The organism is Ahrensia marina, from assembly GCF_001293565.1.
Classification (GTDB): domain Bacteria; phylum Pseudomonadota; class Alphaproteobacteria; order Rhizobiales; family Rhizobiaceae; genus Ahrensia; species Ahrensia marina.
Window position 1 is genome coordinate 174743 of sequence record NZ_JXMU01000001.1, and the last position, 26413, is coordinate 201155.

A 26413-nucleotide genomic window follows, 5' to 3' on the forward strand; every position below is an offset into this window, starting at 1 on the left:
CAAAAAAGCCCCCGATTAACGGGGGCTTGATCTAGTGCAATTTGACAACCATTAAAGATCGCCGAGCTTGCCTGCGTGTTTTGCCACAAGATAATAGAACGTCACGCGCGCTTTATTGCGGTCACCGGCCATTTCTTCGCAAACCTTAGAAACAAGTTCACCGCCAGCCGCTTCATCCATACCAAGCTTTTTGCCGCACCATTTTTCAACAACGCGGTCAAGTTCTGATTGGTCAGAACATGAAACCAGAGAAGCATCACGGCTGCGCAACGCGATTCCCAGATGTTTAACAATCTTGTCTACAACTTCCTCACTTGCGCCCGAATCATAACGTTGCACATCACCTAGATAGTCACTCATAGATTTCCCCTCTTGAATGGACCGGTTTTGGACTGAATCGTCCGGCATTAACTAACGTTACCGGCAAATGTTCTTTAACAGCTACGTAAAGTCAAGCGCACGGCCTAATTTGGGGCTTTAATTTCATAAAGATAGCACCTATATAAGCTTTGCTGGCTTGCCAGCTATGGTGATAAATTGGCGTTGAAATAAACCATTCGGACCCGGGGGCGGTACCCGGCGCCTCCACCACCAACGGTTCGCATCGTGTTCAAAGCACGGGAACTTTTGATGATGGGGGCGAAATAGGATCGACGAGGGCGTAAAGAGCGTACTTTCACTCGGCATGATACCGCCGTTATCGGGTCATTTGTATAGTTGCAAACGACAACTACGCGGAAGCACGTCTCGCTGCTTAATGCGGTGCGACAGCTTCACATTAACTCCTAACGGTTCGCACTGTTAGGCGGGGTTCGCAGGCACCTGGCAACAGAAGCCTGCACTTTAATTTCTGCACATTTCCAGATATTTATATGAGCAAGTGTCTTACCTGCCTCTTGACCTTAACCCGTGTTCGGCGCACATCTGCATTTATAGCAATGAAGAGGAAAGTACGTAAAAGATGACAGAAGACATTCTGCGATATGACATTCTGGTACAAAATGCCCTGCGCGGCGTTATTCGCAAAGTGCTGTCTGAAGTCGACAAAACCGGCCTTCCGGGCAATCATCACTTCTTCATTACGTTTTTGACAGGCGCTCAAGGCGTTAAAGTGTCAAACCGCATCAAGGAACAATATCCTGAGCAGATGACGATTGTTCTTCAACACCAATATTGGGAACTTGAAGTCAACGAAACAGGCTTTGGTATCGGGCTTTCATTTTCCGACATCCCTGAAAAACTCTATATTCCTTACGCTGCTATTCGCGGATTCTATGATCCTTCGGTCAATTTCGAACTCGAATTTGATGTCGAACAGTCAGAGGATCAGGAAGAGACGAGCGGCGACGTGGCGACAATCGGCGCGGCAACGTCAGTCCTGCAGGATGATTCAGCAAGCGACAAAGCAGAGAACAAGGAAACGCCGGACGAAGATGACCAATCTTCAAATGAGGACGGTGACGGTTCTGCGGATGTCGTTTCACTCGATTCGTTCCGCAAGAAGAAATAATGCTGGCGCGCAAGCGATCAATTTCCATCTCCGGTCATCGAACCAGCTTTTCGCTTGAAGATATTTTCTTTGATGATTTGTGCCATCTGGCCAAGCAAGACGGCCTTTCCATTGCGGCGCTTGTCACCAAAATAGACAATGAGCGCCCGCGTGACAGTAATCTGTCTTCAGCGCTTAGATTGTATGTGCTGAATGCCGCCAAAAAAGGCCATTTCCAAGCCCTGTAATCATCAACCTAAGCGATATCAGTTGGAATCAAATTGAAGGTTCTGAAATGGATTCGATGGGCCGATAATTGAGCCAAAGGGGTCATTGGCCGGTGTATCGTCATCCGTATCGGCTTCATCTACTTCTTGTTCTTCAAGAGCGCGCGCTGCTTCTTCGGCCAGCCTTTGCTCTTCAGCCTGTCTGCGCTCTTCCTCAATGCGCTCTTGCTCGGCCTGTTCTTCAGCAAGACGTTTTTGCTCTTCCATAATGCGCTGGGCTTCCAAAATGCGTTGCTGTTCTTCTTGACGTTTGATAATCGCCGCGCGCCGCTCTGCAGCAAATCCTCGCAGCCTCTCTTCTTCACCGCGTATAAAATTCTCACGTTGCAGATATTTAAGATAGCGCACCTGACGGCGAAGCCGTTGCTTCTCCAATAGCCGCGCCTGCAAAGCCTCAACACGTGCCTGTTCGCGTTCCAGCGCACGTTGCCTCAAAAACGAGGTCAGCAATGCATAATCCCGTTCAATGGCAATGGGGTCGCCAGCACCGGCTTGTTGCATCGATACGGTCAACTCCGGTTGGGAACCGGCGATAATTTCGTCACCGGCATCATAGGTCACACGTGCCTCACCTGCCATTGTTTGGTCATTGAGCGACAATGACATGAAACCGCTCAATGCCGCCTGCTCAAGCTGGATAGCTATATTGTCGATTGTCAGGCGTCCATTATTGACAGACACCGGCAATTCAAGCGGCGGCAGGGAAACTTCGCCCACCGGAATATGCATGTTCGCAATATTTTTTATTTGCGCATCCGTAATCTCGTAGCCGATCTCGTCCGCTGCTTTTAGAATTGGTGGCAGCGCATTACCGTTAAGCCCTGTCAGTTTCAGACTATCTGTTGCCACAACACCGGAACCTGCAAGCGAGTTGACAACCGCCTTTGTGCTATTGCCCGACCCCGTCAGCGAAAGTGTCACATCTCCGTTGGCCTCAACACCGGCAAGAGGCGCAGTTGCAAAATTTTTCAGATCGACATTTTTCATTCGAAGATTGCTGTTGAGCAGCAGGGCACCATCATCATTTTGCGCATCAAGAGAACCGGCAATTTCACCGCCAAATATCGACGCTTGGATGCTTTGCAAAGACAACGCGTTATCGCGGTAAATCACACGCAATTGGGCATTTGAAGCGCTATTTTCCAAAGTTGAAAGTGTTTCAGCTTCCACACGCAGATCAAATTCGTTTTCGGTATAAAGCGGCTTGCTGAACAGACTTGTTTCGTCAGACAAATCATAGCGTCCGGTCAATATACCAGCCAGAAATCCAAGGTCGAGTTGAGCAAGCTTCAACGTGCCTTCAAAAATTCGGTTCGAACGGTCGGTCGCCACAGTCAAGTTGCCCTCAAAGCCATTGTCAGCGACCTGGCCGGAGAGGTCCGAAAGGGCAAGCGAACCATCTTGCACGGCAATGCGTGCTTCACCGGCAAGCGGTGTACCAAGGCCGGTAGCGGGGAAAATATAACCGAAAATATCCATCCACGGCTCAGCATCTTCGGTTTGAATCCGCGCCGAACCGATATATTCCGACTCCGTAAGACTGCGCTTTAGAACACCTTCCGCACTGCCAAAACTGTCAGGCGTTTGAAGACTGACCCGCGTGCTCAAGCCTTCTGTCATATTGCCCATGGCATTGACCGTGAGTTGCCCGTCGCCCAACAGGCGTAGCGGCAAAACGTCGAAACCGGCTTGAGACAACAAGACGGCTGCCTCGGCGTTTGTGACCGTTCCGCTAACAGAGAGTTCCGCTTGAGCCGGATCAAGCAATTGACCAGCGACAGTCGTCGTCAAGGAAAGGTCAGAGCCACCGGTTTCACCTGATAGACTGACCGAGGCTTCTGCGTCTTCACCGGCAGGCAGCATAACAGTGCCAACCAGATTGAGGCGGGTATCCTGCAACGCGCCCGCATCGCGCGCGGCAACACTTTCCAATCTGTCCAGTAATGCGATATCGGGATAAATTTCTGCAAATCCGCGTACAAAAGGTGCGCCCTGCGCGGCAATAAGGCTGGCGTCAAAACTGGCATTGTAACCGGCTTTGTCTTCAATTGCCGACATTGTACCGGTTGCGGAAATGGATGCGCCAAAAATATCACGCACGGATAGCTTGTCGATCTCGACACGTTCACCGCGCACCCGCAAAGCTGCTTCCAGCCCGCCCATTTCGATATTTTTAATGCGCGGCGTCGTCAGATCAAATGTCGCATCAATATCATGCCCTGAAATAGAGGTGCCGCTGCCTGCGCCGAACAATACACGTGATAATGCGTCCAAAGTTTCGTAGCGTGCATTTTCGCCCGCAAGATCAACCGAAATATATGGCAGCGATGATGCGTTTTCCTTTCGCTCAATCCGGCCACTAAGCTGTGCATCACCAAGCACAAGTTCGAGATCGCTAAAAATCTGCTCTTCTGCTGTCAGCTCGACTTGAGCGGAAAATCCTGCATTGGCCATCAGCCGGATTGTGTCATCTATATCATTGGTAAGCCATGCAGCCAGGCCTGAAGGTTGGCGTGAGGCGACGACCAGATTGCCCTTAAAGGATGTATCGGCGGCGGCTGTCTCGCCCTTACCGAGCATCAATGTTCCGGCCCCTTCCAGTACTGTACGCCCCGGCAGCTTCGCCTCAATATGATTTATATCCCAAACACGCCCATCAGCATCGCGTATCGGTTTTGCCTGCAATTTGAGATCCCGAACGGTGGTATTGCCCGCAACAATTGTCGGCAAATCCAAATCAATGGTGCCTGACATGGGCGGTATCGGCAGCGCGGCAAGAATAGTTTGAATTTCCGACAGACGGGCTGACAGCGAAACAGGCTCGCCTTCGCCATCCACATTCTCATTCAAGCTGACCTGATTGCCTTTTGCCTGGAAATTGAACGTTGGCGTTTGACCGCCGAGAATTTCCGCCGAACCATTGATTGTGTAAGGGTCATCAAGCGCACCGAAATCACCGCGGAACTGCTCAACTTTCAGCGTGCGCGCATCGGCTTCAAAAAGGCCCTCAATCAAATAATTCTGCGCAAGCTGTTCTGTAGGCTTTATCGAGAAAGTTCCCGAATACCAGCTTGTCCGTTCAGCGGATGGCGCGGCAATGCGCCCCTCACTGATCATTTCAAAATCACTTTCAGGCAGTAGCGCTTGGATACGCGTTGAAAAGCCTTCACGGTTCAGATTGCCGGTTGAAATTTTTGCTTCAAAAGCCTCGCCGCGCACGAACCCATTCGTTTCCACCCGCCACGGCCCAAACAGGCTCTGAGCCGCTGCGGTGCCATTCAGTGAGAGAAAGTCCCACTGGCGCCCGGTCTTTTGATCGCGCAGCACAATTGTTCCGTCACTGAAACTGGCCTGCTCTAAAGTGACTTGGGCAGGATCGACCGGTGCTTCAAGAGGAAAATCCCATTGCGGAATACCTTCTTCATCCAGATCAAGGCGAACAACCGGTGATACGAAATTCATATCAAAAATAAGAATTTCGCCGCGCAGAAACGGTGCAAGCTCCACATCCATGGAAAACTGCTCGACCGTTATATTGGGCGCGTTTTTGGGCCCGACACGCACATCGGAAAACGTCACGGAGGGAAACGGGACGAGACGGGCCGAGGCGCTGCCTTCAACACGCACTTCCTGACCCAGAATACGCGATGCTTCGGCCTCGAAACGGTCACGATAACCGCCCCAATCGACAAAATAAGGCCCAACCAGTGCCGCAAGCAGCACCAGTACGATCATACCGCCAATGAGAACAAATAAACGCAAATTAGCCCCTGATTTTCCCTAAACGTGACCGACTAAGTTGACGATTTAAGGACAGAGAAAAATCTTTATAAATCATAGTGTAAATATTTTTCCCGGATTCATAATGTTATCAGGATCAATCGAACGCTTGATCGCCCGCATTACATCAACAGCCCCGCCCAGTTCCATCTCCAGAAACTTCATTTTCCCCTGCCCGATACCGTGCTCGCCGGTGCATGTTCCACCCATCGCCAATGCACGGTTGTTCAACCGTTCGACAAAGCTTTCCGCCATGGTGATTTCTTCCGGCTTTTCCTCATCAATCAGAAGCAGAACATGAAAATTGCCATCGCCTGCATGGCCGACAATCGGCGCAATCAATCCGAATTCCTCAATGTCAGCTTCAGTTTCCCTGATACAGTCGGCCAGACGGGAAATCGGTACGCAAACATCGGTTGAAATTCCTTTTGCGCCGGGGCGCAGGCCCAGAGATGCCCAATAGGCATCATGACGCGCCTTCCATAATTTCGTACGCTCTTCCTGAACAGCCGACCACTTAAATGGCCCGCCGCCAAGCTCGGTGGCAATTTCGTTAAACAAATCGGCCTGTTCAGCAACGCCGTTATCCGTGCCGTGAAACTCAAGGAACAGACAAGGCGTTGGCTCGAAATTAAGCCCTGAATATTCAATCATCGCTTTCATTTGCAAAGCATTGACCAGTTCAATGCGCGCAACCGGCAGTCCCATTTGTATCGTATAAATGACCGCCTCAACTGCCGCATCAAGCGTTGGGAACGGACATACACCGCCTGTTATAGCCTGCGGAATGCCTTGCAATTTCAACGTGATTTGGGTGATAATTCCAAGTGTACCTTCCGAGCCGACCATCAAGCGCGTGAGATCATAGCCCGCCGAGCTTTTGCGCGCCCGTTGTGCGGTGGTGATTTTGCGCCCGTTTGGCAGCACCGCCTCAACAGACAGCACATTGTCCTTCATCGTACCGTAGCGCACGGCATTGGTGCCGGATGCACGTGTTGCTGTCATACCGCCGAGACTGGCATTGGCGCCCGGATCGATGGGAAAGAATAGGCCGGAATCGCGCAAATAGGTGTTCAGATCTTCACGTGTCACACCCGGTTCGACAACACAGTCCAAATCACTGTCATTGACCGAAATAATCCTGTTCATCTGGCTCACATCGATCGAAATACCGCCAGCCGGCGCATTGACCCCGCCTTCTAGCGACGTTCCCGTACCAAACGGGATAATCGGCACCTTGTGCTCGGCGCAGATTTCCACTGCCGCCTGCACATCATCTGACGACTTGGCAAACAGCACCCCGTCCGGCAATTGTGCCGGAATATAAGTTGTTGTGTGCGCGTGCTGCTCACGTAAAGCTTCACCGGTCTGAAATGCTTCGCCGAATGTTTGCTTCAGAATTCCGAGAGCTGTGGAAATTCCGGCATCATTGCGTTTCATTTTCGCGATATCTTTGAGCGCCAACGACGTTCCTCCACGGACAAAATTCATTGATATATTTCAAGAATTTCAATTTGTCGGCAATTTGACTTGCCGGTTGTCTTATGTTTCGTAATGTGCCGTTACAACGCGCATGTGTCCACCACCAAAAGGCGAACTAAAGCATAATGTCCGATGATGTTCACAGCTCCGCACCTTTTACATCCAAAGCGGTCGATATTGAGAACAGCTGGATAGATTATAACGGACATCTCAACATGGCCTATTACCTTGTCATGTTTGAAAAGGCATTTGACGATTTCCATTATGCGTTGGGCATAACTGAGGAATATGTCAAAGCCCGCAAAATGACGACCTATACGGGCCAAACCAAGATTGATTACCTTCGCGAAGTACATAAAGGCGCTGATCTGACCGCGATATGCCAGATATTAAATTATGATGAAAAGCGCCTTCACACATGGCAGGAGCTTCGGTTCAAAGATGGTACGGTCGCCGCAACCTGTGAAACAGTCACACTGCATATCGATGCAACCGGCCCGAAAGTGACGCCCTTCCCGCCTGATATCTTGCATAATATCGAGACCATAAGCGAAAGCCATTTAAAGCTGCCGCGCCCCGAAAAGGCCGGTCAGTCAATCGGCATCCGTTCGAGAGCCGACAAACCATCATGAATTGGTCCGTCTTAAAAAGGCTTCCTACAGCGCTGATAAACTGGATCAAGCCAAATCTTGATACGTTTAAACACTCGAAAGCGCTGACCATTTGGATATTGTCCCTGATCATCGGCGCGGCGGTTGGTGTTGCCGCCATTCTCTTTCGTGAATTGATAGGACTTGTCCAACTGCCTTGGCTGGGCAACCGGAGCGAAGATACGCTGACAGCGGCTCAAAACGTATCCCGCATCTGGCTGTTTATCGCACCTGTTATTGGCGGCATCATCGTCGGCCAGCTACTGCAATTTCTCAACGCACGCCGGACCGGCAATGTTTCCGACGTCATTGAGGCGCGAACAACATCCGGGCGCAATCTTTCGCTCGGACAGGGCATCTGGTCGGCTGTCATCAGCGCAATTTCACTCGGTTCCGGCGCCAGTGCCGGACGCGAAGGGCCGGTTGTCCATTTAGGCGCAACACTTGCCGGTTTCATTACGCATAGGCGTAGATTGCCCGAATGGTGTTCCAAAACATTGCTCGCGGCCGGTGTGGCCAGCGCGATTTCAGCCTCGTTTAATGCGCCGATTGCCGGTGTTCTTTTCGCCCATGAAGTTATTCTCCAGCATTACGCCATGCGCTCCTTTGTGCCGATTGTTATTGCCTCAACCGTTGGCACGGTTTTATCACGGCTGTGGTTTGACGAAGCGACCACATTCCTCATTCCGGTCTATCAAATCACCTCCTATTGGGAGTTTCCTGCATTTGCTTTGCTCGGTATGGTCTGCGCCATTGTCGCCGTCCTTTTCCAGTTCACGCTGTTTTCAGCGGATTATGTCGCGCGCGGTATTAAAATGCGTATCTGGATGCGCCCGATTGTTGGCGGTATCGCCATCGGCATCATGGCCCTCTTCCTCCCTCACATTCTGGGTGTTGGTTATGAAGTGACCGACAAAATGCTGTGGAACCAATTACCGCTCTGGCTTCTGTTTACGCTTATCATCGCAAAAACACTGGCAACCGCCATCACTCTTGCCTCGCGCTTTGGCGGCGGTATTTTTTCGCCTGCCTTGTTTCTTGGCGCGGCGACCGGCGGTGCGTTTGGCCTGATAGCGGGAAATATTTTTCCTGACCTTGCATCCAGCGGCGGGCTTTACGCCATTTTAGGCATGGGCGCTGTGGCCGGAGCGGTGCTTGGCGCGCCGATTTCCACCACGATGATCGTGTTCGAGTTGACCGGTGGCTACGGTCTTTCGATCGCGCTCTTGTTGTGTGTTGCAATTGCACACGGCGTTAATCAGGCCGTACACGGACACTCCTATTTCCACTGGCAATTGGAAATGCGCGGCCTGTTCGATCATTTGGGGCCGCACCGCTCAATCATGCGTACCAAAAAGGTGATGGATTTTATGGATGTTGTCGAACCCGGCCTGGAGCCGGAAAGGATCGATACGGAAAAAGACACGCCCACGCTCAAGCCAACAGACTCAATCGATTACGCATTGCGGACCTTTGATGCAGGCGGACACCAGCGCCTGCCCGTTGTCGACGAACGCGACGAGACTAAGATTATTGCTTGGGCATTGCAGGTTAACGCGCTGCGATACTTCAATAAGGCATTGATTGACGCCAGCGTCGAAGAACACCGCTAGTCAGGATAATTACTTATCGAATGTGAGGCCAAGGCGCTCGGCCTGGCAATCTGCATCACACGCATCCAAATGGCGCAAAACACCTTTTTGCGTATCGCTTTTGGCACCACCGGTGACGATAAAATCTAGCGAACTGGGCTGAGTGAAAGCTGCGTTGATAATCTTCGTATCGCTGGACAGCGTTGCAGCGCCTGCAACTGTGATACCAGCCAAGATTAGAGCGTATCCGACAAAAATTTTATTAAATACTGTCATCATCTGGTAAGAATAACGTAAAACATGCTACCAAACCGTTAACATTGCTTTCTATTTTCCACTAAAAAACTCGCAATTGCCCGCCGAATCATTACATTGCGAACAAATGAGCAACCCGTTCGATGACATACCATTCGATGATGGTCCAGCACCATCTCGAAATAACACCTCACCTGCCCCCAAACACGCAGGCGGGTCCGGCATTGCCGCGCGCGCTATGGCAGCGCGTAGCGCCCCGCGCTATCTGGAAGGTTTAAACCCTGAACAGAGCCGCGCGGTGGAAACCGTTGAAGGCCCCGTATTGGTGCTGGCCGGTGCGGGAACCGGTAAAACCCGCGTTTTGACAACCCGCATCGCGCATATTTTAGGTCAGGGATTGGCATGGCCAAGCCAGGTGCTTGCCGTTACCTTTACCAATAAGGCTGCCCGCGAAATGAAAGAGCGTATCGGCGTTCTGGTTGGCGGAGCCGTCGAAGGCATGCCGTGGCTTGGCACATTTCACTCCATTGGCGTGAAAATTCTGCGCAAACATGCCGAGCTTGTGGGCCTGAAATCGGATTTCACAATCCTTGATACCGACGACCAGATACGTCTGATCAAACAGCTTATTCAGGCCGAAGGCATTGACGACAAGCGCTGGCCGGCGCGTACCTTTGCGCATTTGATGGATAGCTGGAAAAATAAAGGCTGGGGTCCGGGCGATATTCCCGAAGGCGATGCGCGCGCTTTTGCTAACGGCAAGGGCCGAGAGCTCTTTACCGCCTATCAGGACCGTCTGCGCACGCTAAACGCCGCCGACTTTGGCGACCTGCTTTGCCACCCGATCCGCATATTGAAAAACCATCCTGATGTGCTCGCCGAGTACCACGCCAAATTTAAGTACATATTGGTTGACGAGTATCAGGATACCAACATAGCGCAATATATGTGGCTGCGGCTGTTATCACAGCGGCCAAAAGGCAGACCCGCCAATATCTGCTGCGTGGGTGATGATGATCAATCCATTTACGGCTGGCGCGGCGCGGAAGTGGATAATATTCTGCGCTTTGAGAAAGATTTTCCCGGCGCGGCTGTGATCAAGCTGGAGCGCAATTACCGCTCAACAGCGCATATTCTGGGCGCTGCGGCCCATCTGATCAGCCACAATGAGGACCGGCTCGGCAAAACACTGTTCACCGATGAGGCAGACATTGATGATCCGAAGGTGCAGGTCCATGCCGCTTGGGATTCAGAAGAAGAAGCCCGCGCGATAGGCGAAGTCATTGAACGCCTGTACAGCGACCAGAACGACCTCAACGAAATGGCCATTTTGGTGCGCGCCTCGTTCCAGATGCGGGAGTTCGAGGAACGCTTTATTAAAAGCGGCATCAATTACCGTGTGATCGGCGGCCCGCGCTTCTACGAACGCTTGGAAATTCGCGATGCGATGGCGTTTTTCCGTGTGGTTTGCCAACCGGCCGATGATCTGGCCTTCGAGCGCATTATCAATGTGCCAAAGCGCGGCCTTGGCGATGCTTCCGTGCGGCTCATCCATGATTATGCGCGGCGCAAGGACATTCCAATGCTGGCGGCTTCTGCTGAACTGATTGAATCGACGGAATTAAAGCCAAAACCCCGCGCCGCCCTGCGCGAAGTCGTTCTTAATTTCGAACGCTGGGCCAATGCGCTTGAAAATACCGAACATACCGAGCTTGCCGAAACCATTCTGGAAGAAAGCGGCTATACCGGCATGTGGCAGGCAGACCGCAGCGCCGAAGCGCCCGGCCGGTTGGAGAACTTGAAAGAACTCATCACTTCGATGAGTGAATTCGAAAGCCTTCGCTCATTTCTGGAACATGTGTCTCTGGTTATGGATGTCGAGCAAAATCCGGACGATGATAAAGTCTCGATCATGACGCTGCACGCGGCAAAAGGTCTGGAGTTCAAGACAGTATTTTTACCCGGTTTTGAGGAAGGTCTCTTCCCGCACCAGCGTTCGCTGGATGAAGGCGGGCGCAATGGTTTGGAAGAAGAGCGCCGCCTCGCCTATGTCGGACTGACCCGCGCCAAAATAAACTGTCATATCTGGTTCGTGTCCAACCGCCGTATCCATGGTCTGTGGCAATCAACAATCCCGTCGCGCTTTTTGGACGAATTGCCGACAACCCACGTTGATGTTGCCGACCCGCCTTCCGGTTATGGCGGCGGCAATGGTGGCTATGGCCAGTCCCGTTTTGACAAAGCCGAACCGTTTCAGAACACCTATTCGACACCCGGCTGGGCACGCGCGCAGGCCAATAAAACCGATGCAACCCGCAACAATTGGGGTTCACGCTCCGGCGCCAATGTCGAGCGCATCGGCTATGGCGAAACAGACAGCCGTCGCGGCGCTGGTCGCGGATCGATTAAAGGCACCATGATCGAAGGCGAACTTGTGGCCAAATCTGTCGCCGACAAGCCATCTGACTTTACCGTTGGCGACCGCGTATTTCATATCAAATTCGGCAACGGCAATATTGTCCAGATTGATGGCAACAAACTCACCGTCTCTTTTGATAAAGCGGGGGAAAAGAAGGTGTTGGACGGATTTGTTGAGAAGGTTTAAGCCTATTCCTCCGGCTTGCCTTCCGCCCATTCAACCTCGGCACCAAACAGCGGCACGGTCGACATGCTCATCTTTGCGGAACCGTCCTGCACTTGCCGCGAATGTGACAAGTAAATCAGGGTGTCGTTTGTCCGGTCGTAAATGCGTTTGACCACGAGTTGCTTCCAAATGATGGAGCGGCGCTGTTTAAACACCTCTTCGCCGTCTTCATCCAGTTCGATCTTGCCGATCTTGATCGGGCCGGTCTGACGGCACGCGATGGAAGAGTTCGACGGGTCTTCAAACCAATTGCCTTTTTGCAAACGGTCGATCAAACCACGGTCAAAATAGCTGATATGGCATGTTACGCCCTCGACATCCGGATCGCTGACCGCCTCAATGACAATGTCATTACCAAGCCAGTCGACACCAACTTCACCCACCTCTTCGGCAAGGCTCGTTGATACCCCCATCATTGCAATAAGGGCGGTGGCGGTAAGCGTGCGTAACATTTTGTTCTCCATGGAAATTCAAACGGTCAAAGCCATATATAGTTCCCAATTTGAAAATTATCAGAGAGCCGCACGGCAAAACATATATGGCGCAAAGACCAATATGGCTTTATACTCGAATGATGCGAAACAAAGAGCCACAAAACCGGACGACAAAAAACCAGATGACCGCCGCAGGCAGTCTGATAATTATTGTTGCCTTACTCGCTTTCGCAGGCTGGCTCGGGTCCGGAAAACAGATGATGGCTTCACTCATACAATCCGGACTGGCGTGGTGTTTTTAAGATCACAAGCTGCGCTAATCCGCGCATAGGCAGTCTGCCTATTTCAAACTATACAGCACCCACCATTCAATGACGGGACATTTACCATGCGTATTCTCTTTTCGGTTCTCATCGTCGTTCTTATCGCATCGCTGGGTGTTGTATTTTATCAATGGCAGCAAACGCAAAACAGCGCTGAAGCTTACGGCGTTCCTTTTGAACTGGTCGACGGCAAGGGTGAAAAAATCACGCAAGAAGCGTTTCAAGGACACCCATCAGCATTGTTTTTCGGATTTACAAACTGTCCGGAAATCTGCCCGACAACGCTTTATGAAATGAACGGCTGGCTCGAAGCGCTAGGTGAAGATGGCGAAGAGATTGAAGCATTTTTCATCACCGTTGATCCTGAACGTGACACGCCGGAATTATTGAATGATTATGTGTCCAGCGTTACAGATCGGGTAACGGCCATTACCGGCGACCCTGACAAAGTACGCGCCATGGCGTCAGGCTACGGCATTTATTATAAACGTCAGGAACTCGAAGACGGCGACTACACAATGGATCACACAGCCTCTGTTTTCCTGCTTGATTCCAATGGTGATTTCCGCTCCACCATCGCCTGGGGAGAAAATTCCGAGACGGCGATTGAAAAGCTTCGTAACCTTGCGGGAAGCTAAGTGCTTGCATTTTTGATCGACTGGCTCATATGAGTGCATTAGTCGAACCAAAAAAGTGAGTTGAAATGGAAGATGTCGCACTCAAACTGGCAGCCATAGGCGTTGCTGGCATCGGTGCACAATGGCTGGCATGGCGTTTAAAATTGCCCGCGATTGTACTCCTGCTTTTGGCCGGTTTTATTGCCGGCCCGCTGACCGGCTTTCTGGAACCCAGCACTGACTTTGGCGAGATTTATAAACCCGTTGTCGGATTGGCCGTGGCAATCATTCTGTTTGAAGGCGGCCTGACACTCAATTTCAAAGAAATTTCAGAGACATCCAAAGGCGTGCGCCGGATGATCCTGATTGCCGGGCCTTTGACCTGGCTCGGTGCGCTTTTGGCGGCGCACTATGTCGGTGGTCTGGTTTGGCCCGCCGCTATCGTTTTAGGCGCAATATTGGTTGTAACCGGCCCGACGGTTATCATGCCGCTATTAAGATCGGCGCAACTAAAGCAGCGCCCCGCCGCTATGCTGCGCTGGGAAGCAATCGTCAATGATCCGATCGGCGCGCTTTTTGCAGTCATTGCATTTGAGGTCTTTCTGGCCACCCAAAGCGCCAATGGTCATGGCCCCGGCGAGATTTTCCTCAATGTTATATCAGCATTCGCCTTTGCAATCGTCATCGGCTACGCGGCTGGCTACCTGCTTTCACGCGCATTTATCAAAGGTCACATTCCTGATTATTTGAAAGCGCCGGTACTGTTTACAACAGTGCTGTTACTGTTTGCCGTGTCAAACATGATCTTAGAAGAATCCGGCCTTTTAACAGTCACTGTCATGGGCATCACACTGGCCAATACGCGCATTGCTTCATTGACAGAAATGCGCCGCTTTAAAGAGACAGTGACGGTGCTTCTGGTCTCAGGCGTTTTCATTTTGCTTACCGCAGCACTTGACTGGGAAACCATACAGTCACTGGACTGGCACGCACTAGGCTTTGTGCTCTTGCTTTTATTCGTCATCAGGCCTGTAGCCGTAACGGTCGCAACCATCGGCGCGGGTCTTACATGGCAGGAGCGCCTTTTGGTTGGCTGGATTGCGCCGCGCGGCATTGTTGCCGTCGCCATAGCTGGTCTATTCGGCGCCTCGCTTGTCGGTGCAGGTGTCGACGATGGCCAGCGCATGATTGCACTGACCTTTGCCGTCGTGGTCGGCTCCATATTACTGCATGGCTTTTCACTCTCTCCGCTTTCCCGCATATTGGGTTTGAAAACCACAAATAAACCGGGCGTCCTGCTCGTCGGCGGGTCAAAATGGTCAACTTCGCTTGCCAGACGCCTTCAAGCGATGGAAATTCCGGTGACCATTGCCGATGCAAACTGGAACCATCTTTCCGAAGCGCGCCTCAATGATATCCCCGTTCACTTCGGTGATGTTCTGTCGGAACATTCCCATCATCATCTTGCGCTCAACAAATTCTCCACACTGATCGCAGTGACGGATAATGACGCTTACAATGCGCTGGTATGTACAGATTTCGGTCCGGAGATGGGACGCAGCCACGTTTTCCAAATCGGCGCGTATAAAGAAAAATCCGAACGCAAAGCTTTAAGCTTCACGCTGGGCGGCAGGCAGCTAATGTCACCGGGCATCAGCTATAGCGAGCTTGAGCAAAAAACGCATGAGGGCTGGACATTCCAGTCCACGCGCATCACCGATGAATTCACATTTGAAAAATTCCAAAACTCCCGTCCCGACGGCACACATATCGTTCTGTGGCGCAAACCCGATGGAAAACTGATTCCCGGCAAAGCGATTGATGACCATCAACCACAGCCAAAAGATGTGATTTTGAGTTTTGCGATGGCCAAACCGGAAAAAGAAGCGGTAAAGGTACAAACGGAAAAGAAACTACCCGATCCCAAATTGCCGGAATAAAGAAACACACATGTCCCAAAGCCTGATTAGTCTGCAAGCCGGAAAAGCCGAGGCAGAACGCATATTCTCGTTGCTCGAAAATGTTTTCGAAGATGACGGCTATGCCATTGCGATTACCGAAATTGATGAAGATGCCGATATTCACATGGTATCGCTTTATGTCGACACTGACGAGGAACTAATCGCAGACGTCATCGCCCGCATCAAACAAAGTCTGGGTTCCGACGGCTTTGGCGCGCCGGTCAGCCGCGAAGACCTGCCGGATATTGATTGGGTGGCAAAATCACTGGAGGGTTTGAAACCCGTTCGCGCGGGCCGTTTTCTCATTCATGGAGCCCATGACCGCGACGCTGTTCGGTCAAGCGATATTGCTATTGAAATCGATGCCGGACAGGCTTTTGGTACCGGTCATCATGGCACAACCAGCGGCTGCCTCATCATGCTTGAAAATATTATCAACAAACGCGAACCGTTTAACGCGCTTGATCTGGGCGCCGGCAGCGCCGTACTCGCAATCGCTATCGCAAAACTTACATCGGCAAAAGTGCTTGCTACCGACATTGATCCGATTGCTGTAAAGGTCGCGCGGGAAAATGTTGCCCTTAACGGTCAAACTGCGCAGATCCAATGCGAAACCTCAATCGGTTTCAATCATTTGGCGTTTAAACATAAAGCGCCTTTTGATCTGATCGTGGCCAATATATTGCCTTGGCCGCTTATGGCGATGGCACTCGACATTGAAAAACATCTTGCCTATGGCGGCGATCTTATTCTGTCTGGTATTCTGACCCATCAGCGCAGGATGGTCCTTGCCGCTTTCCGCAATATGGGACTGACGCATCGCCGCACGATTGAGCGTGAGGGCTGGGTAACGCTTCACCTGCGTCAGGGAAATCTATAAATCACAATAAAAAAGCGGCCAGAGGCCGCTTTTTTGATCACTAAATCCGTTTCTTAGAACGGGTAGTATGATGATTTGTTCTTGGACAATTCATTACGGTCGTAACCGTGTGCTTTAAGTGTTTTGTCGTCGAGCATCAAAAGTGCGCCGTTTACATATGCCTTGGCCTGGCGTGAACGTGCATCCATCATTGCCTCGAAGAAACCTTTGCGGTTTGCCATGACTATTCTCCAAATAATTGTTTCCGCATTGTTGCGATAACAATAATATGGGCTATGAAGGTCCATTCTACCACGCATAATTCAGCAATACGGCTATGCATTTTTGCATGTGCGAAAGAATTTATTGCAGCGCAACATCAACCTTCACCTTGAAGGCAGTATACGGCTCAGATAGCTTGCTGAAAAACAAAACGGATACCCTCATGTTCCAATCTTTTGACGTCACTTCCGAAAAATCCGAAAGCCCTGCACGTGTTACAGCTTTGCGCGAACGCATGTCAGAGCTTGGCATTGACGCATTTATTGTGCCCCACAGCGATGAGCATCAAAACGAATATCTTCCAAAACGTGCAGAGCGCCTCGCCTGGATCACCGGCTTTACCGGTTCTGCGGGCGCAGCAGTAATTTTGGCCGACAGCGCCCATGTTTTTTCTGATGGCCGTTATACGGTGCAATTGCGTGAGCAAACCGATGAAAACATTTTTCATCGCCACGACCTGCCCAAAGCAGGCCCCTCACTCAATTTGAAAGAATGGGCCGAAAAAGATATGCGCATCGGCATCGACCCTTGGCTTCACACAATGTCAGGCATTGCCGCGTTTGAAGAAGCTGCCAAAGAAACAGGCGCGACACTTGTTAAACTGGATGAAAATCCGCTCGATGCAATCTGGTCCGATCAGCCGGAGCCACCAAAAGGCAAGGTTACAATCCATGACATGCAATATGCCGGTGTTCAGTCAAAACAAAAGCTGAATGAAGTAGCCAAGAGCGTTCGTGAAGCAGGTGCGGACGTCACAGTCCTGACAGATCCCACATCTATTTGCTGGGCATTTAACATCAGGGGCGAAGACCTGTCGCATATGCCTCTCGTCTTGAGCTTTGCAATTATTCAAAAACAGGGCGAACCGATGCTGTTTTTAGATGAGAGCAAGCTCGATACGACTGAGGAGGCTTATCTTACCCAGCTTGCCCGCTTGGCGCCGATGGAAGAGCTTGAAGCAGCGCTGGCATCATTGGGCGACGCGGAACTGAACGTTCTGCTTGATCCGTCACTCGTTGCGGCAAAAATCGCTGAAACGCTGGAATTCTCAGGCGCGACAATTATTAAGGGGGATGATCCCTGCCGCCTGCCACGGGCTTGCAAGAACCGCATTGAGCGCAAAGGTGCCATGGAAGCGCAAAAGCGCGATGGCGCGGCGATGGTCGCGTTTTTATGCTGGATGGACAGCCAGAAGGCAGAAGATCTCAACGAAATAAAAATTGCGCAAAAGCTGGAGCAAATCCGTATCGACACCGGTAAGCGGCTAGGTGTTCCGCTGAAAGAGATTTCATTCGATACGATTTCCGCAGCGGGACCGCATGCGGCCCTGCCCCATTACCGCGTAAATACCGAGAGCAATCGTCAGGTAAGCGATGGTGATTTGGTGTTGGTTGATTCCGGCGGACAGTATGAGGACGGCACGACTGACATCACGCGCGTTATTCCAATTGGCGAACCGGCAGACGACAAGCGCCGTCATTTTACTCTTGTTCTGAAAGGCATGATTGCGATTTCAGAAGCCAAGTTTCCGGTCGGCACACGCGGCATCGATATTGACGGCTTCGCGCGTCAGGCATTGTGGGCAGAAGGCTTTGACTATGCACATGGCACCGGTCATGGCGTGGGATCCTATCTTGGTGTGCATGAAGGACCACAGGGCATCCACCGCCGCGCTATGGTTGAATTTGAGCCGGGTATGATCGTGTCCAACGAACCGGGCTATTACAAAGAAGGCAGCCACGGTATTCGCATCGAGAACACACTTGTCGTCAACCCGCCCAAAGTGCCTGAAGGCGGCGATATCGAAATGCTAAGTTTCACAACGTTGACGCTATGTCCGATTGACCGCCGCCTGATTGATATCTCCATGCTCACAGTCGCTGAAAAGCGCTGGGTCAACAGCTATCACAGCAAGGTGCGGACCGAGCTTTCAAAACTGATCGAGGATGAAAACACGCTTCATTGGCTGGAAAAGGCAACGCGCCGTATCAAGCGCGTTTAAATTTAGCCAATCAAATAGCGAAGCCCTAAAATGCAGGCCCAGCCGAGTGCAAACACCGGCAGGGCCGGCAAAAACAGGGCAAGAACGGCAACAATCGCCAATGTGAGCGTTTCTGCCACGCCAAAAAACGCTGCGTAGGGCGCAACAATTGCCGTCAACACGGCAGCAGGAACAGCCCGCAAACCAGCGTCGACACGCGGGTGTATCTTTTCAAACCGCGATAAAACGACATGTCCGCCAATACGGGTTAGATAGGTCGCAAGAGCGCCGGCAAGTATGATCCAGATAGTCGTAGACATTATTCTGCCACCAGTTTTGCGTCTTTAGGCAATCCTATGATCGCAGCGACAAATATGCCTGCCAAAGCACCGATTGTAACATGCCAAGGGGTACCGATGTAGTGATAGGCTATGATCGCTGCCGCGCCGCTTGTTATAACAATCACAGCCCAGTTATTGCGTTTACGAAAGCCCATCACAATCGACAGGAAATAAATTGGCAAAAGGAAATCAATGCCGACCGCTTCCGGATTACCAATCAAATTGCCGAAAATTGCGCCGATAAGTGTTGCGATTTGCCAAACAACCCAAAAGCTTACCCCCGCGCCCATCATCCAGGCGAAGCTGATTTGCCTGCCGCTATCGTGCTTTTCTTCCATCATCGCATATAGCGGATCGACGAGAAAGAAAAACGCCGTATAGCGTTCGGCAAAAGTCATATGCGTCATGTAGCGGCCGGTCACCGCCGAATAGAGAATGTGGCGAAAGTTCACGGCAAAAATAGACAAAACGATCAACCACGGCGCGACATTGGCACCGAAAAGTTCAATACCCACCATCTGGCTGGCACCGGCAAAAATCACCGCGCTTGTTAAAAAGCTTTCGAAAACAGACATGCCGTTTTTAACGGCCAACGCGCCAAAAAGCGCACCGAAAGGCGCTGCCGCCAATACCATGGGAATAGCCATGACAGCACCGGACTTGAACTCGAGTTTAGTGAATTGCAATGTTTCTCTCCAATCACAAAACTCTAGTCCAGCCGTCAGGAGATTTCACTTGAATTTTTGTGATCATGACAATCAAATGTAGTGAACCGGCCGCAATGGCTCGGCCAGTTTCACTGAAATGAAATAGACGAGAGAGGCGGCCGGATAGATGAATCTGTTTGATGATATTGATCTTCTCTATCTACTACGAGAATTTGACCGCGCCTATCGGCTTGCCCCTTATGGCGGCAGCGCCGCTATCCGCACACATATGCGCCGTGTGCGCGACCGCATCAGTCGCAGCATGAAAGACAATCCCCTAGTCGAAACAATTGCACCTGCCTCAGTGCCAGTCACAGCGCATTTAGCGCGTGCCTTGGACAATGGCTTTCAGGATTCATCAGAAAGCTTTGTGCGTGCCACCAAGAAAATAGCAGACCGCCTATTTTGGCAATTCGGCTACGATAAAATTTCGCCAACACTGGCAAAGAAATACGGTTATGCTGATATTTTGGGGCCATCCGGCTTTGTGAAAGCTGACGATCTCGCATTGGGCTTTGTTTTGTTCGCGCCCGGCAGTGTTTATCCAACCCATAAGCATGACGGCATAACCGAAAGCTATATCGTCCTTTCCGGTGCCTGCTCTCAAAATGATATCGGTGTATTCCGCTCACCGTCGATGATTTTCAATGCGGCAGGCGCAACCCACACGATTCGCACATCGTCCACAGAGCCGGTGCTATTGGCCTATGCATGGACTGCCGAGCCGCAGGATCTTGCCGCTCATAAAATGACGTTCACCCGCAAGCGCAAAAAGGTTTAAGTGTCGCCAACACGCTTGAACCATTCATCTTCGTCGATAACTTCAATACCAAGCTCCTGCGCCTTTTTCAGCTTGGAGCCAGCGCCCGGCCCCGCAACCAGAAGGTCTGTCTTGGATGACACTGAGCCTGATGCTTTCGCGCCAAGCCGTTCTGCCATCGCTTTTGCCTCATCGCGGCTCATCCGCTCCAGAGAGCCTGTAAACACGATGGTTTTTCCGGCATAAATGCTATCTGCTTTAGGCTTCTCGGCATCTTGAACATTCAACTGATCGACAAGCGCATCGACCATATCCAGATTTTTTTGCTCGCCAAAGAATCGTGCAACGGCCTCAAGCACCGCTGGCCCGATATCATCAAGCGCTTCCATTTCTGACCGCGCCGACATATCACCATCGGCAATGGATAGCGCCGCCTTTTCAAAAGCGCTCCAGCTTTCATACCCCTTCGCCAGTGTTTTGGCCGTCGTCTGCCCGACATGGCGGATACCAAGTCCAAAGATCAGACGGTCAAGCGGAATGGTGCGTTTGTCCTCAATAGCAGCAAAGAGTTTGCCCGCCGAGGTCTCGCCGAAACCTTCACGGTTCTTCAGCTTGCGCAGGGTGTCTTTTTGGTCATTTTCCTGCAATTTGAAAATATCGGCAGGCGTGCGGATTGTCAGCGGATCATCGTCCGGCAATTCATAAAAATACTCAATCTGTTTGTCGCCAAGCCCATCAATGTCAAACGCTTTGCGCCCGACAAACAGTTTCAAATGCTCTTTGCGCTGGAACGGACAGGCAAACTCGCCTGTACAGCGGCGGATAACGCCCGCCTCGCCCGATGCTTTATCCTCTTGAACAAGCTCAGTTTTCAGCGGGCATAAACAGTGGGTCGGGAACACGAACGGCTCCACACTATTGGAACGCTTCTCCGGCACATACCCCAATATCTGCGGTATCACATCGCCCGCGCGCTGAACCGTTACCGTGTCACCGATCATAATGCCAAGGCGCTCTATTTCCTCGGCATTGTGCAGCGTTGCATTGGTAACAACCACGCCGCCAACCGTTACAGGATCGAGCCGTGCCACCGGCGTATGCGCGCCCGTGCGGCCGACCTGAATATCAATCGCATTGAGTATCGTGACCGCTTTCTCAGCCGGAAATTTATGCGCTATCGCCCAGCGCGGCGAACGTGACACAAAGCCAAGACGTTGCTGCAAGGCAAGGTCGTCAACTTTGTAAACGACCCCGTCAATATCATAATCAAGCTCGGCGCGGCCCAGTTCAATCTTATGGTAGTGTGCGATAAGCGCATCAATATCGTCAAAGACGGTTATCAGCGGATTGATTGAAAAACCATAGCTTTCAAGCTTTCCCACCATGCCGCTTTGCGTATCTGAAGGCATGTCGCTCACATCGCCCCACGCATAGGCGAAAAACTTGAGCGGTCGCTCCTTGGTGATGGATGCATCAAGCTGACGCAGCGAACCGGCGGCAGTATTACGCGGATTTACATAGGTTTGTTTACCCGCCGCTGCCTGCTTTTCGTTCAAGGCAACAAAATCCGCCTTGGTCATATAGACCTCGCCGCGCACTTCAAAAACATCCGGCGCAGCATCCGGCAAGGTTTCCGGTATGTCTGAAATCGTGCGCGCATTGGCCGTAACATTCTCGCCGACCGAGCCGTCGCCGCGCGTAGCCGCATAGACAAGTTTGCGGTTTTCATAGCGCAGCGAGAGCGACAACCCGTCTATTTTCGGCTCGGCAGTCAGGCGCAGAGGTGCGGCCTCAGACAATTTCAAAAAGCGCTTTATCCGCTTGGCAAAATCCGCGACATCACTGTCAGAGAACGCATTGTCCAGCGAGAGCATCGGCACCACATGGCGCACTTTTTCAAATTTTTCAGAAACGGTCGCGCCCACTTTTTCAGAAGGGCTATCAGTCCTTTTCAGTTCAGGAAACCGAGCCTCGATCTCCTCATTGCGCAGCTTCAGGGCATCATATTCCGCGTCAGAAACGAGCGGCGCATCTTGCGTGTGATAGGCCAGATCATACTCGGCCATTTCAGCGGCAATTGCCGCAAGTTCGGCCTTTGCTTCTGCTTCTGTAAGGTCAGAAACCTTTATCAGGCGCAATTTATCCGGCATGGGCTTCAACCTGCATTCAAGAGCTGTGCTGCTGCTGCGCGCGCTTCATCAGTGACCGTTGCACCTGAAAGCATACGCGCAAGTTCTTCGCGCCGCTTATCCATATCAATTTCAACGATCGATGTCGCCAGCTTGTCCGCATCTTTTGTCTTTTTAGAGATTAAAAAATGATGCCCTGCCCGCGCGGCGACCTGCGGCGCATGGGTGACAGACAGTACTTGCACCTTGGACGAAAGGCGCGACAAACGCGAACCGATTGCATCTGCCACCGCACCGCCTACACCTGTATCAATTTCATCAAAGACCAATGTTGGCGCCGAGCCCCTGTCTGCAAGCGCAACTTTGAGCGCAAGTAGAAAGCGTGAAAGCTCGCCGCCCGATGCAACCTTCATCATCGGCCCCGGCCGTGTTCCCGGGTTGGTCTGAACCCAGAATTCGATTGTATCAATGCCGGTTTCAGAACGGTTATCGGCATCCGATGTCTGATTGATAATGAACGCCGCTTTTTCAAGCTTCAAAGCGGGCAATTCTGCCATTACCGCTGCCACCAATTGATCGGCGGCAGCTTTGCGGGATTCAGATAATTGCAATGCCGCGCGGTCATAGACCGCCAATGCCTCGGCTTCGGCTTTTTCAAGTTCCATCAAACGTGCTTCGCCCGCATCTAGCTCGGCCAGCTGATCGGCCATTTGAACGGCAAGCTCGGCAAGATTTTCAACCGGAACGTTGAACTTACGTGATGCGGCACGCAGCGCAAACAAACGTTCTTCCGTCTGCTCAAGCACACGGTTGTCAAAATCGGAGATATTGATTGCTTTCTCGATAAGCGTTTGTGCTTCGGCCAAATGATCAAGCGCTCTGCCTAAATTTTCATTGGCTTCTTCAAGCAGGCCTGGCGCTTCTTCTGTTTTGCGCTCAAGACGGCGCAGCAGGCTTGCGATATCCGGCACCGGTGACTTTGGACCGGACAGTATTTCATGCGCGTCGTTTAAATCGGCTGCAATTTTTTCCGCCTGCATCATGCCCTGACGCTTTTCGGCAAGCTCGGTTTCCTCACCCTCTTCCGGTGCCAGCGCTTCAAGCTCTTCAGATGAAGCTTTAAGATAATCAGCTTCTTTGGCAGCCTCAGCCACCCGCGCTTTATGCGTTAAAAGCGCTTTAGCTGCGCCGCGCCAGTCACGGTAAAGCGTTGCAACATGTGCTGCCTCAACGGATAGCTGCCCAAACGCATCGAGGAGATCGCGGTGCGTATCTGTTTCAACCAGTGCGCGATCATCATGCTGACCGTGAATTTCGACCAGATGCTTACCGATTTTTTGCAGCAGTCCGGCGCTGACTGATTGATCATTAATGAAGGCACGGGTGCGGCCATCACTTGATTGTACACGGCGAAAAATGAGCGGTTCACCGGTATCAATCTGTATGCCCGCTTCCTGAATTTCTGTGCGCAGCGGATGTACGGCAGGAAGCTCGAATATGGCTGTCACTTGGCCCTGATTGACACCCTGACGCACCAAACCTGCATCACCGCGCGCACCCAGCGCCAACGCCAGTGAATCGAGCAGGATAGATTTTCCCGCACCGGTCTCGCCGGTCAGTACAGAAAGTCCGTCATCAAAGCGTATTGTTAGCGCTTCGATCAGAACAATGTCGCGGATCGAAAGCTCAGCCAGCATTTTTTAAAGGTTCCTGAAACAGCGAATCGGACGTGTGTGTCTGATCACCTATTAAGAACGACGAAACGCGCGTGACAACCATGAACCTGAATTTTGTCGTGGTTCCAAGCCGCCGGACTGCAAAAGCTTGTAAGAACTTGCGTACCACTCGCTGTCCGGGAAGTTATTGCCCAAAATAGCAGTCGCCGTTTGCGCTTCATTCACCAGGCCCATTGCCATATAGGTCTCTGTCAAACGCGCCAGCGCTTCTTCAATGTGGCGTGTGTTCGAATATTCTTCGACCACATTTCTGAACCGTGACAAGGAAGCGGCATATTCGCGGCGTTCCAGATAGTAACGCCCGATCTGCATTTCTTTACCGGCCAACTGGTCAGTACCGATGCGGATTTTGCTTTTAGCGTCTTCCACATAAATAGAATCGGGATAGCGCTCCAGAAGCTCGTTGAAGTTTTGGATTGCAAGGCGCGTATCGCGCTGGTCGCGGGTCACAACCGGCATTTGGCTGAAATAGGAAATACCGATGATATACTGCGCATAGGCCGCATCTTCATGCGTCGGATAAAGGTTCACAAACCGGCGTGCAGATGAAATCGCTTCGTCAAAATTACCCTGCTTGTATTGCGTGTAGGCAGCGAGAACATTGGCCTTGCGCGCAAACTCTGAATAAGGGTGCTGACGGTCAAGCGCATCAAACTTCTTGGATGCTTCGCGCAACCGGCCCTGGTTCATATTGGCAAGGCCCTGATTATAAAGCTCATCAGCCGGTTCAATTGTATCGACATACGCATTCAGATCAATGTCGTCATTGTCTTTGGCACAGCCCGAAACAACACCGATAGCCAGTCCGGCCACAAGCAAACCGCGGCCAATTGCAAATGCGCGGTATTTCAAACGCGATGAACGAATTTCAGATGTCATATCAACTACCGGCTTCTTAAAACGCAGGACAAATAATGTCCTGACAATACCACAATACTGCGCAGAATAAACTCCCGCGCAGCGATGCACACCAAATGCCGCAATTTTGTGACTTGATCAAGCTTTGTCAGTATTTTTAAAGCCAAACGCGACTTCTACACATCCCATGGTGCATAGGCTTGAGCGGCAATTGCCACAAACTCACGTGCATAAGCGCGTTCACGCGGCTCTGGCGTTTCAACGATCTCAAAAGCGGTACGGTCAGCCAACAACTCTTTCAGAACGGTTGCATTTAAACGATGACCACCGCGATAAGAGCGGAAAGTACCGATAAACTGCGCACCGGCCAATGCCAGATCGCCCACAGCGTCCAGTGTTTTGTGACGCACAAACTCATCGGCAAAACGCAACCCTTCGCGGTTGATAACCGCATTATCATCGCCAATAACAACCGAGTTATCAAGCGAAGAACCAAGTGCATGACCGGAAGCCCACAAGCGCTCGACATCCTTCATAAAGCCGAAGGTGCGGGCACTGGAAAGCTCGTTACGGAACACATCGCCATCAACTTCTGACTTGAATTCCTGACGCCCGATAGCGGCGCTTTCAAAGTCGATCACAACCTCGAACCGTGTGCCTTCGTAAGGACTGAATTCAGCCCATGAACCACCGATTTCGGCGCGTACTGTTTTCTTAACGCGGATGTAGCGGCGCTTGGCAGCAAAATGCGTCAGGCCGGCTTCATCAATCGCATCAATGAAGATGCGTGAACTACCGTCCATGATCGGCACTTCATGGCTATCAACTTCAACGATTACATTATCGAGCCCGATAGCTGAAAATGCAGCCATCATATGTTCAATTGTCGATACATGAACTTTTGAAGGGTCGCCAAGCATTGTACAAAGGTCGGTGGCGCCGACCTGACTGACGACAGCTGGAAAATCGTGCATCGTACCGTCAGGCATAATACGTCGGAATATAATGCCGGTGTTCGGATCGGCGGGCAGCATAGAGATAGAGACACTATCACCGCTGTGAACACCAATACCTGAAAGATTCACAATTTCGCTAAGAGAGGTTTGATAAGCCCTCAAATCGGTCCCCATAGACACTTCCTTACTAGGCGCTCAATGCGGAACCCTACCTACCGCAAAGGACACTACGCGCTCATACCCCGCGCACAACATATCCGCGAGTCGGCTCGCTTTCCAAATCACGCTTT

General features: G+C 51.5%; 22 protein-coding genes and 1 other RNA gene. 11 read left to right on the forward strand and 12 right to left on the reverse strand.

Annotated features, from left to right (window positions below):
• Positions 1–51: 51 nt before the first annotated feature.
• Positions 52–360 (reverse strand): DUF2853 family protein, encoded by a 309-nt coding sequence (locus SU32_RS00800; RefSeq protein WP_053997409.1) that lies wholly within the window; start codon positions 358–360, stop codon positions 52–54.
• A gap of 112 nt (positions 361–472) precedes the next feature.
• Between SU32_RS00800 and ssrA the strand changes: the two genes are divergently transcribed.
• From ssrA to SU32_RS00810, 3 genes are all read left to right on the forward strand, one after another.
• Positions 473–843: a transfer-messenger RNA gene (ssrA, locus tag SU32_RS17045) on the forward strand.
• 118 nt (positions 844–961) lie between these two features.
• Positions 962–1510, forward strand: a complete 549-nt coding sequence (locus SU32_RS00805; RefSeq protein WP_053997410.1) for an SspB family protein — start codon at positions 962–964, stop codon at positions 1508–1510.
• Positions 1510–1737, forward strand: a complete 228-nt coding sequence (locus SU32_RS00810) for a ribbon-helix-helix domain-containing protein (protein ID WP_144420985.1) — start codon at positions 1510–1512, stop codon at positions 1735–1737. Before SU32_RS00805 ends, SU32_RS00810 begins: the two co-directional genes overlap by 1 nt.
• A gap of 18 nt (positions 1738–1755) precedes the next feature.
• On the opposite strand, the gene SU32_RS00815 is transcribed toward SU32_RS00810, so the two are convergent.
• Together SU32_RS00815 and SU32_RS00820 are read right to left on the reverse strand one after the other, a co-directional pair.
• A complete protein-coding gene (locus SU32_RS00815) occupies positions 1756–5538 on the reverse strand; it encodes an AsmA family protein (protein WP_053997411.1) in 3783 nt (1260 codons plus the stop codon).
• A 72-nt stretch (positions 5539–5610) separates the two neighbouring features.
• Positions 5611–7020 (reverse strand): FAD-binding oxidoreductase, encoded by a 1410-nt coding sequence (locus tag SU32_RS00820; protein ID WP_053997412.1) that lies wholly within the window; start codon positions 7018–7020, stop codon positions 5611–5613.
• A 143-nt stretch (positions 7021–7163) separates the two neighbouring features.
• On the opposite strand from SU32_RS00820, the gene SU32_RS00825 reads away from it, so the two are divergent.
• On the forward strand, positions 7164–7670 hold the full coding sequence (locus tag SU32_RS00825) for a thioesterase family protein (RefSeq protein WP_053997413.1): 507 nt from the start codon (positions 7164–7166) through the stop codon (positions 7668–7670).
• On the forward strand, positions 7667–9301 hold the full coding sequence (locus tag SU32_RS00830) for a chloride channel protein (RefSeq protein WP_053997414.1): 1635 nt from the start codon (positions 7667–7669) through the stop codon (positions 9299–9301). Before SU32_RS00825 ends, SU32_RS00830 begins: the two co-directional genes overlap by 4 nt.
• 9 nt (positions 9302–9310) lie before the next feature.
• Here the strand turns inward: SU32_RS00830 and SU32_RS00835 are convergent, their stop codons facing one another.
• Entirely contained in the window at positions 9311–9514 is a 204-nt protein-coding gene (locus tag SU32_RS00835; protein WP_144420986.1) for a hypothetical protein, read from the reverse strand.
• 148 nt (positions 9515–9662) lie between these two features.
• Between SU32_RS00835 and SU32_RS00840 the strand changes: the two genes are divergently transcribed.
• Entirely contained in the window at positions 9663–12140 is a 2478-nt protein-coding gene (locus SU32_RS00840; RefSeq protein ID WP_053997416.1) for an ATP-dependent helicase, read from the forward strand.
• 2 nt (positions 12141–12142) lie between these two features.
• On the opposite strand, the gene SU32_RS00845 is transcribed toward SU32_RS00840, so the two are convergent.
• Complete coding sequence (locus tag SU32_RS00845; RefSeq protein ID WP_053997417.1) at positions 12143–12631, reverse strand: CreA family protein; 489 nt, start codon at positions 12629–12631, stop codon at positions 12143–12145.
• Positions 12632–13001: 370 nt separating this feature from the next.
• On the opposite strand from SU32_RS00845, the gene SU32_RS00855 reads away from it, so the two are divergent.
• The 3 genes from SU32_RS00855 (at position 13002) to SU32_RS00865 (ending at position 16394) form a co-directional block, all read left to right on the forward strand.
• Positions 13002–13574, forward strand: coding sequence for an SCO family protein (locus tag SU32_RS00855; RefSeq protein WP_053997419.1), 573 nt, complete (start codon positions 13002–13004; stop codon positions 13572–13574).
• Positions 13575–13639: 65 nt separating this feature from the next.
• Positions 13640–15493 carry a cation:proton antiporter gene (locus tag SU32_RS00860; protein ID WP_053997420.1) on the forward strand — a complete coding sequence of 618 codons (1854 nt, stop codon included), beginning with the start codon at positions 13640–13642 and terminating at the stop codon, positions 15491–15493.
• 10 nt (positions 15494–15503) lie between these two features.
• Entirely contained in the window at positions 15504–16394 is an 891-nt protein-coding gene (locus SU32_RS00865; protein ID WP_053997421.1) for a 50S ribosomal protein L11 methyltransferase, read from the forward strand.
• 53 nt (positions 16395–16447) lie between these two features.
• On the opposite strand, the gene SU32_RS17360 is transcribed toward SU32_RS00865, so the two are convergent.
• A complete protein-coding gene (locus tag SU32_RS17360; protein ID WP_053997422.1) occupies positions 16448–16615 on the reverse strand; it encodes a hypothetical protein in 168 nt (55 codons plus the stop codon).
• Positions 16616–16818: 203 nt separating this feature from the next.
• Between SU32_RS17360 and SU32_RS00875 the strand changes: the two genes are divergently transcribed.
• Complete coding sequence (locus tag SU32_RS00875) at positions 16819–18657, forward strand: aminopeptidase P family protein (RefSeq protein WP_053997560.1); 1839 nt, start codon at positions 16819–16821, stop codon at positions 18655–18657.
• A 2-nt stretch (positions 18658–18659) separates the two neighbouring features.
• Here SU32_RS00875 and SU32_RS00880 read toward each other — a convergent pair whose 3' ends face one another.
• Positions 18660–18956 (reverse strand): AzlD family protein, encoded by a 297-nt coding sequence (locus tag SU32_RS00880; RefSeq protein WP_053997423.1) that lies wholly within the window; start codon positions 18954–18956, stop codon positions 18660–18662.
• On the reverse strand, positions 18956–19624 hold the full coding sequence (locus SU32_RS00885; RefSeq protein WP_053997561.1) for an AzlC family ABC transporter permease: 669 nt from the start codon (positions 19622–19624) through the stop codon (positions 18956–18958). Before SU32_RS00885 ends, SU32_RS00880 begins: the two co-directional genes overlap by 1 nt.
• Before the next feature lie 187 nt (positions 19625–19811).
• On the opposite strand from SU32_RS00885, the gene SU32_RS00890 reads away from it, so the two are divergent.
• On the forward strand, positions 19812–20465 hold the full coding sequence (locus SU32_RS00890; protein WP_053997424.1) for a dimethylsulfonioproprionate lyase family protein: 654 nt from the start codon (positions 19812–19814) through the stop codon (positions 20463–20465).
• Here SU32_RS00890 and ligA read toward each other — a convergent pair.
• The 4 genes from ligA to lpxC all read right to left on the reverse strand — a co-directional run bounded on the left by ligA (position 20462) and on the right by lpxC (position 26297).
• Positions 20462–22594, reverse strand: a complete 2133-nt coding sequence (gene ligA / locus SU32_RS00895; RefSeq protein WP_053997425.1) for an NAD-dependent DNA ligase LigA — start codon at positions 22592–22594, stop codon at positions 20462–20464. The two genes, SU32_RS00890 and ligA, sit on opposite strands and share 4 nt — an antisense overlap.
• Positions 22595–22599: 5 nt before the next feature.
• The gene (gene recN, locus SU32_RS00900; RefSeq protein WP_053997426.1) at positions 22600–24270 is read right to left on the reverse strand and encodes a DNA repair protein RecN; all 1671 of its coding nucleotides are present in this window, start codon (positions 24268–24270) and stop codon (positions 22600–22602) included.
• 51 nt (positions 24271–24321) lie between these two features.
• On the reverse strand, positions 24322–25188 hold the full coding sequence (locus SU32_RS00905; RefSeq protein WP_053997427.1) for an outer membrane protein assembly factor BamD: 867 nt from the start codon (positions 25186–25188) through the stop codon (positions 24322–24324).
• A gap of 155 nt (positions 25189–25343) precedes the next feature.
• A complete protein-coding gene (gene lpxC / locus SU32_RS00910; RefSeq protein ID WP_053997428.1) occupies positions 25344–26297 on the reverse strand; it encodes a UDP-3-O-acyl-N-acetylglucosamine deacetylase in 954 nt (317 codons plus the stop codon).
• Positions 26298–26413: the final 116 nt, after the last annotated feature.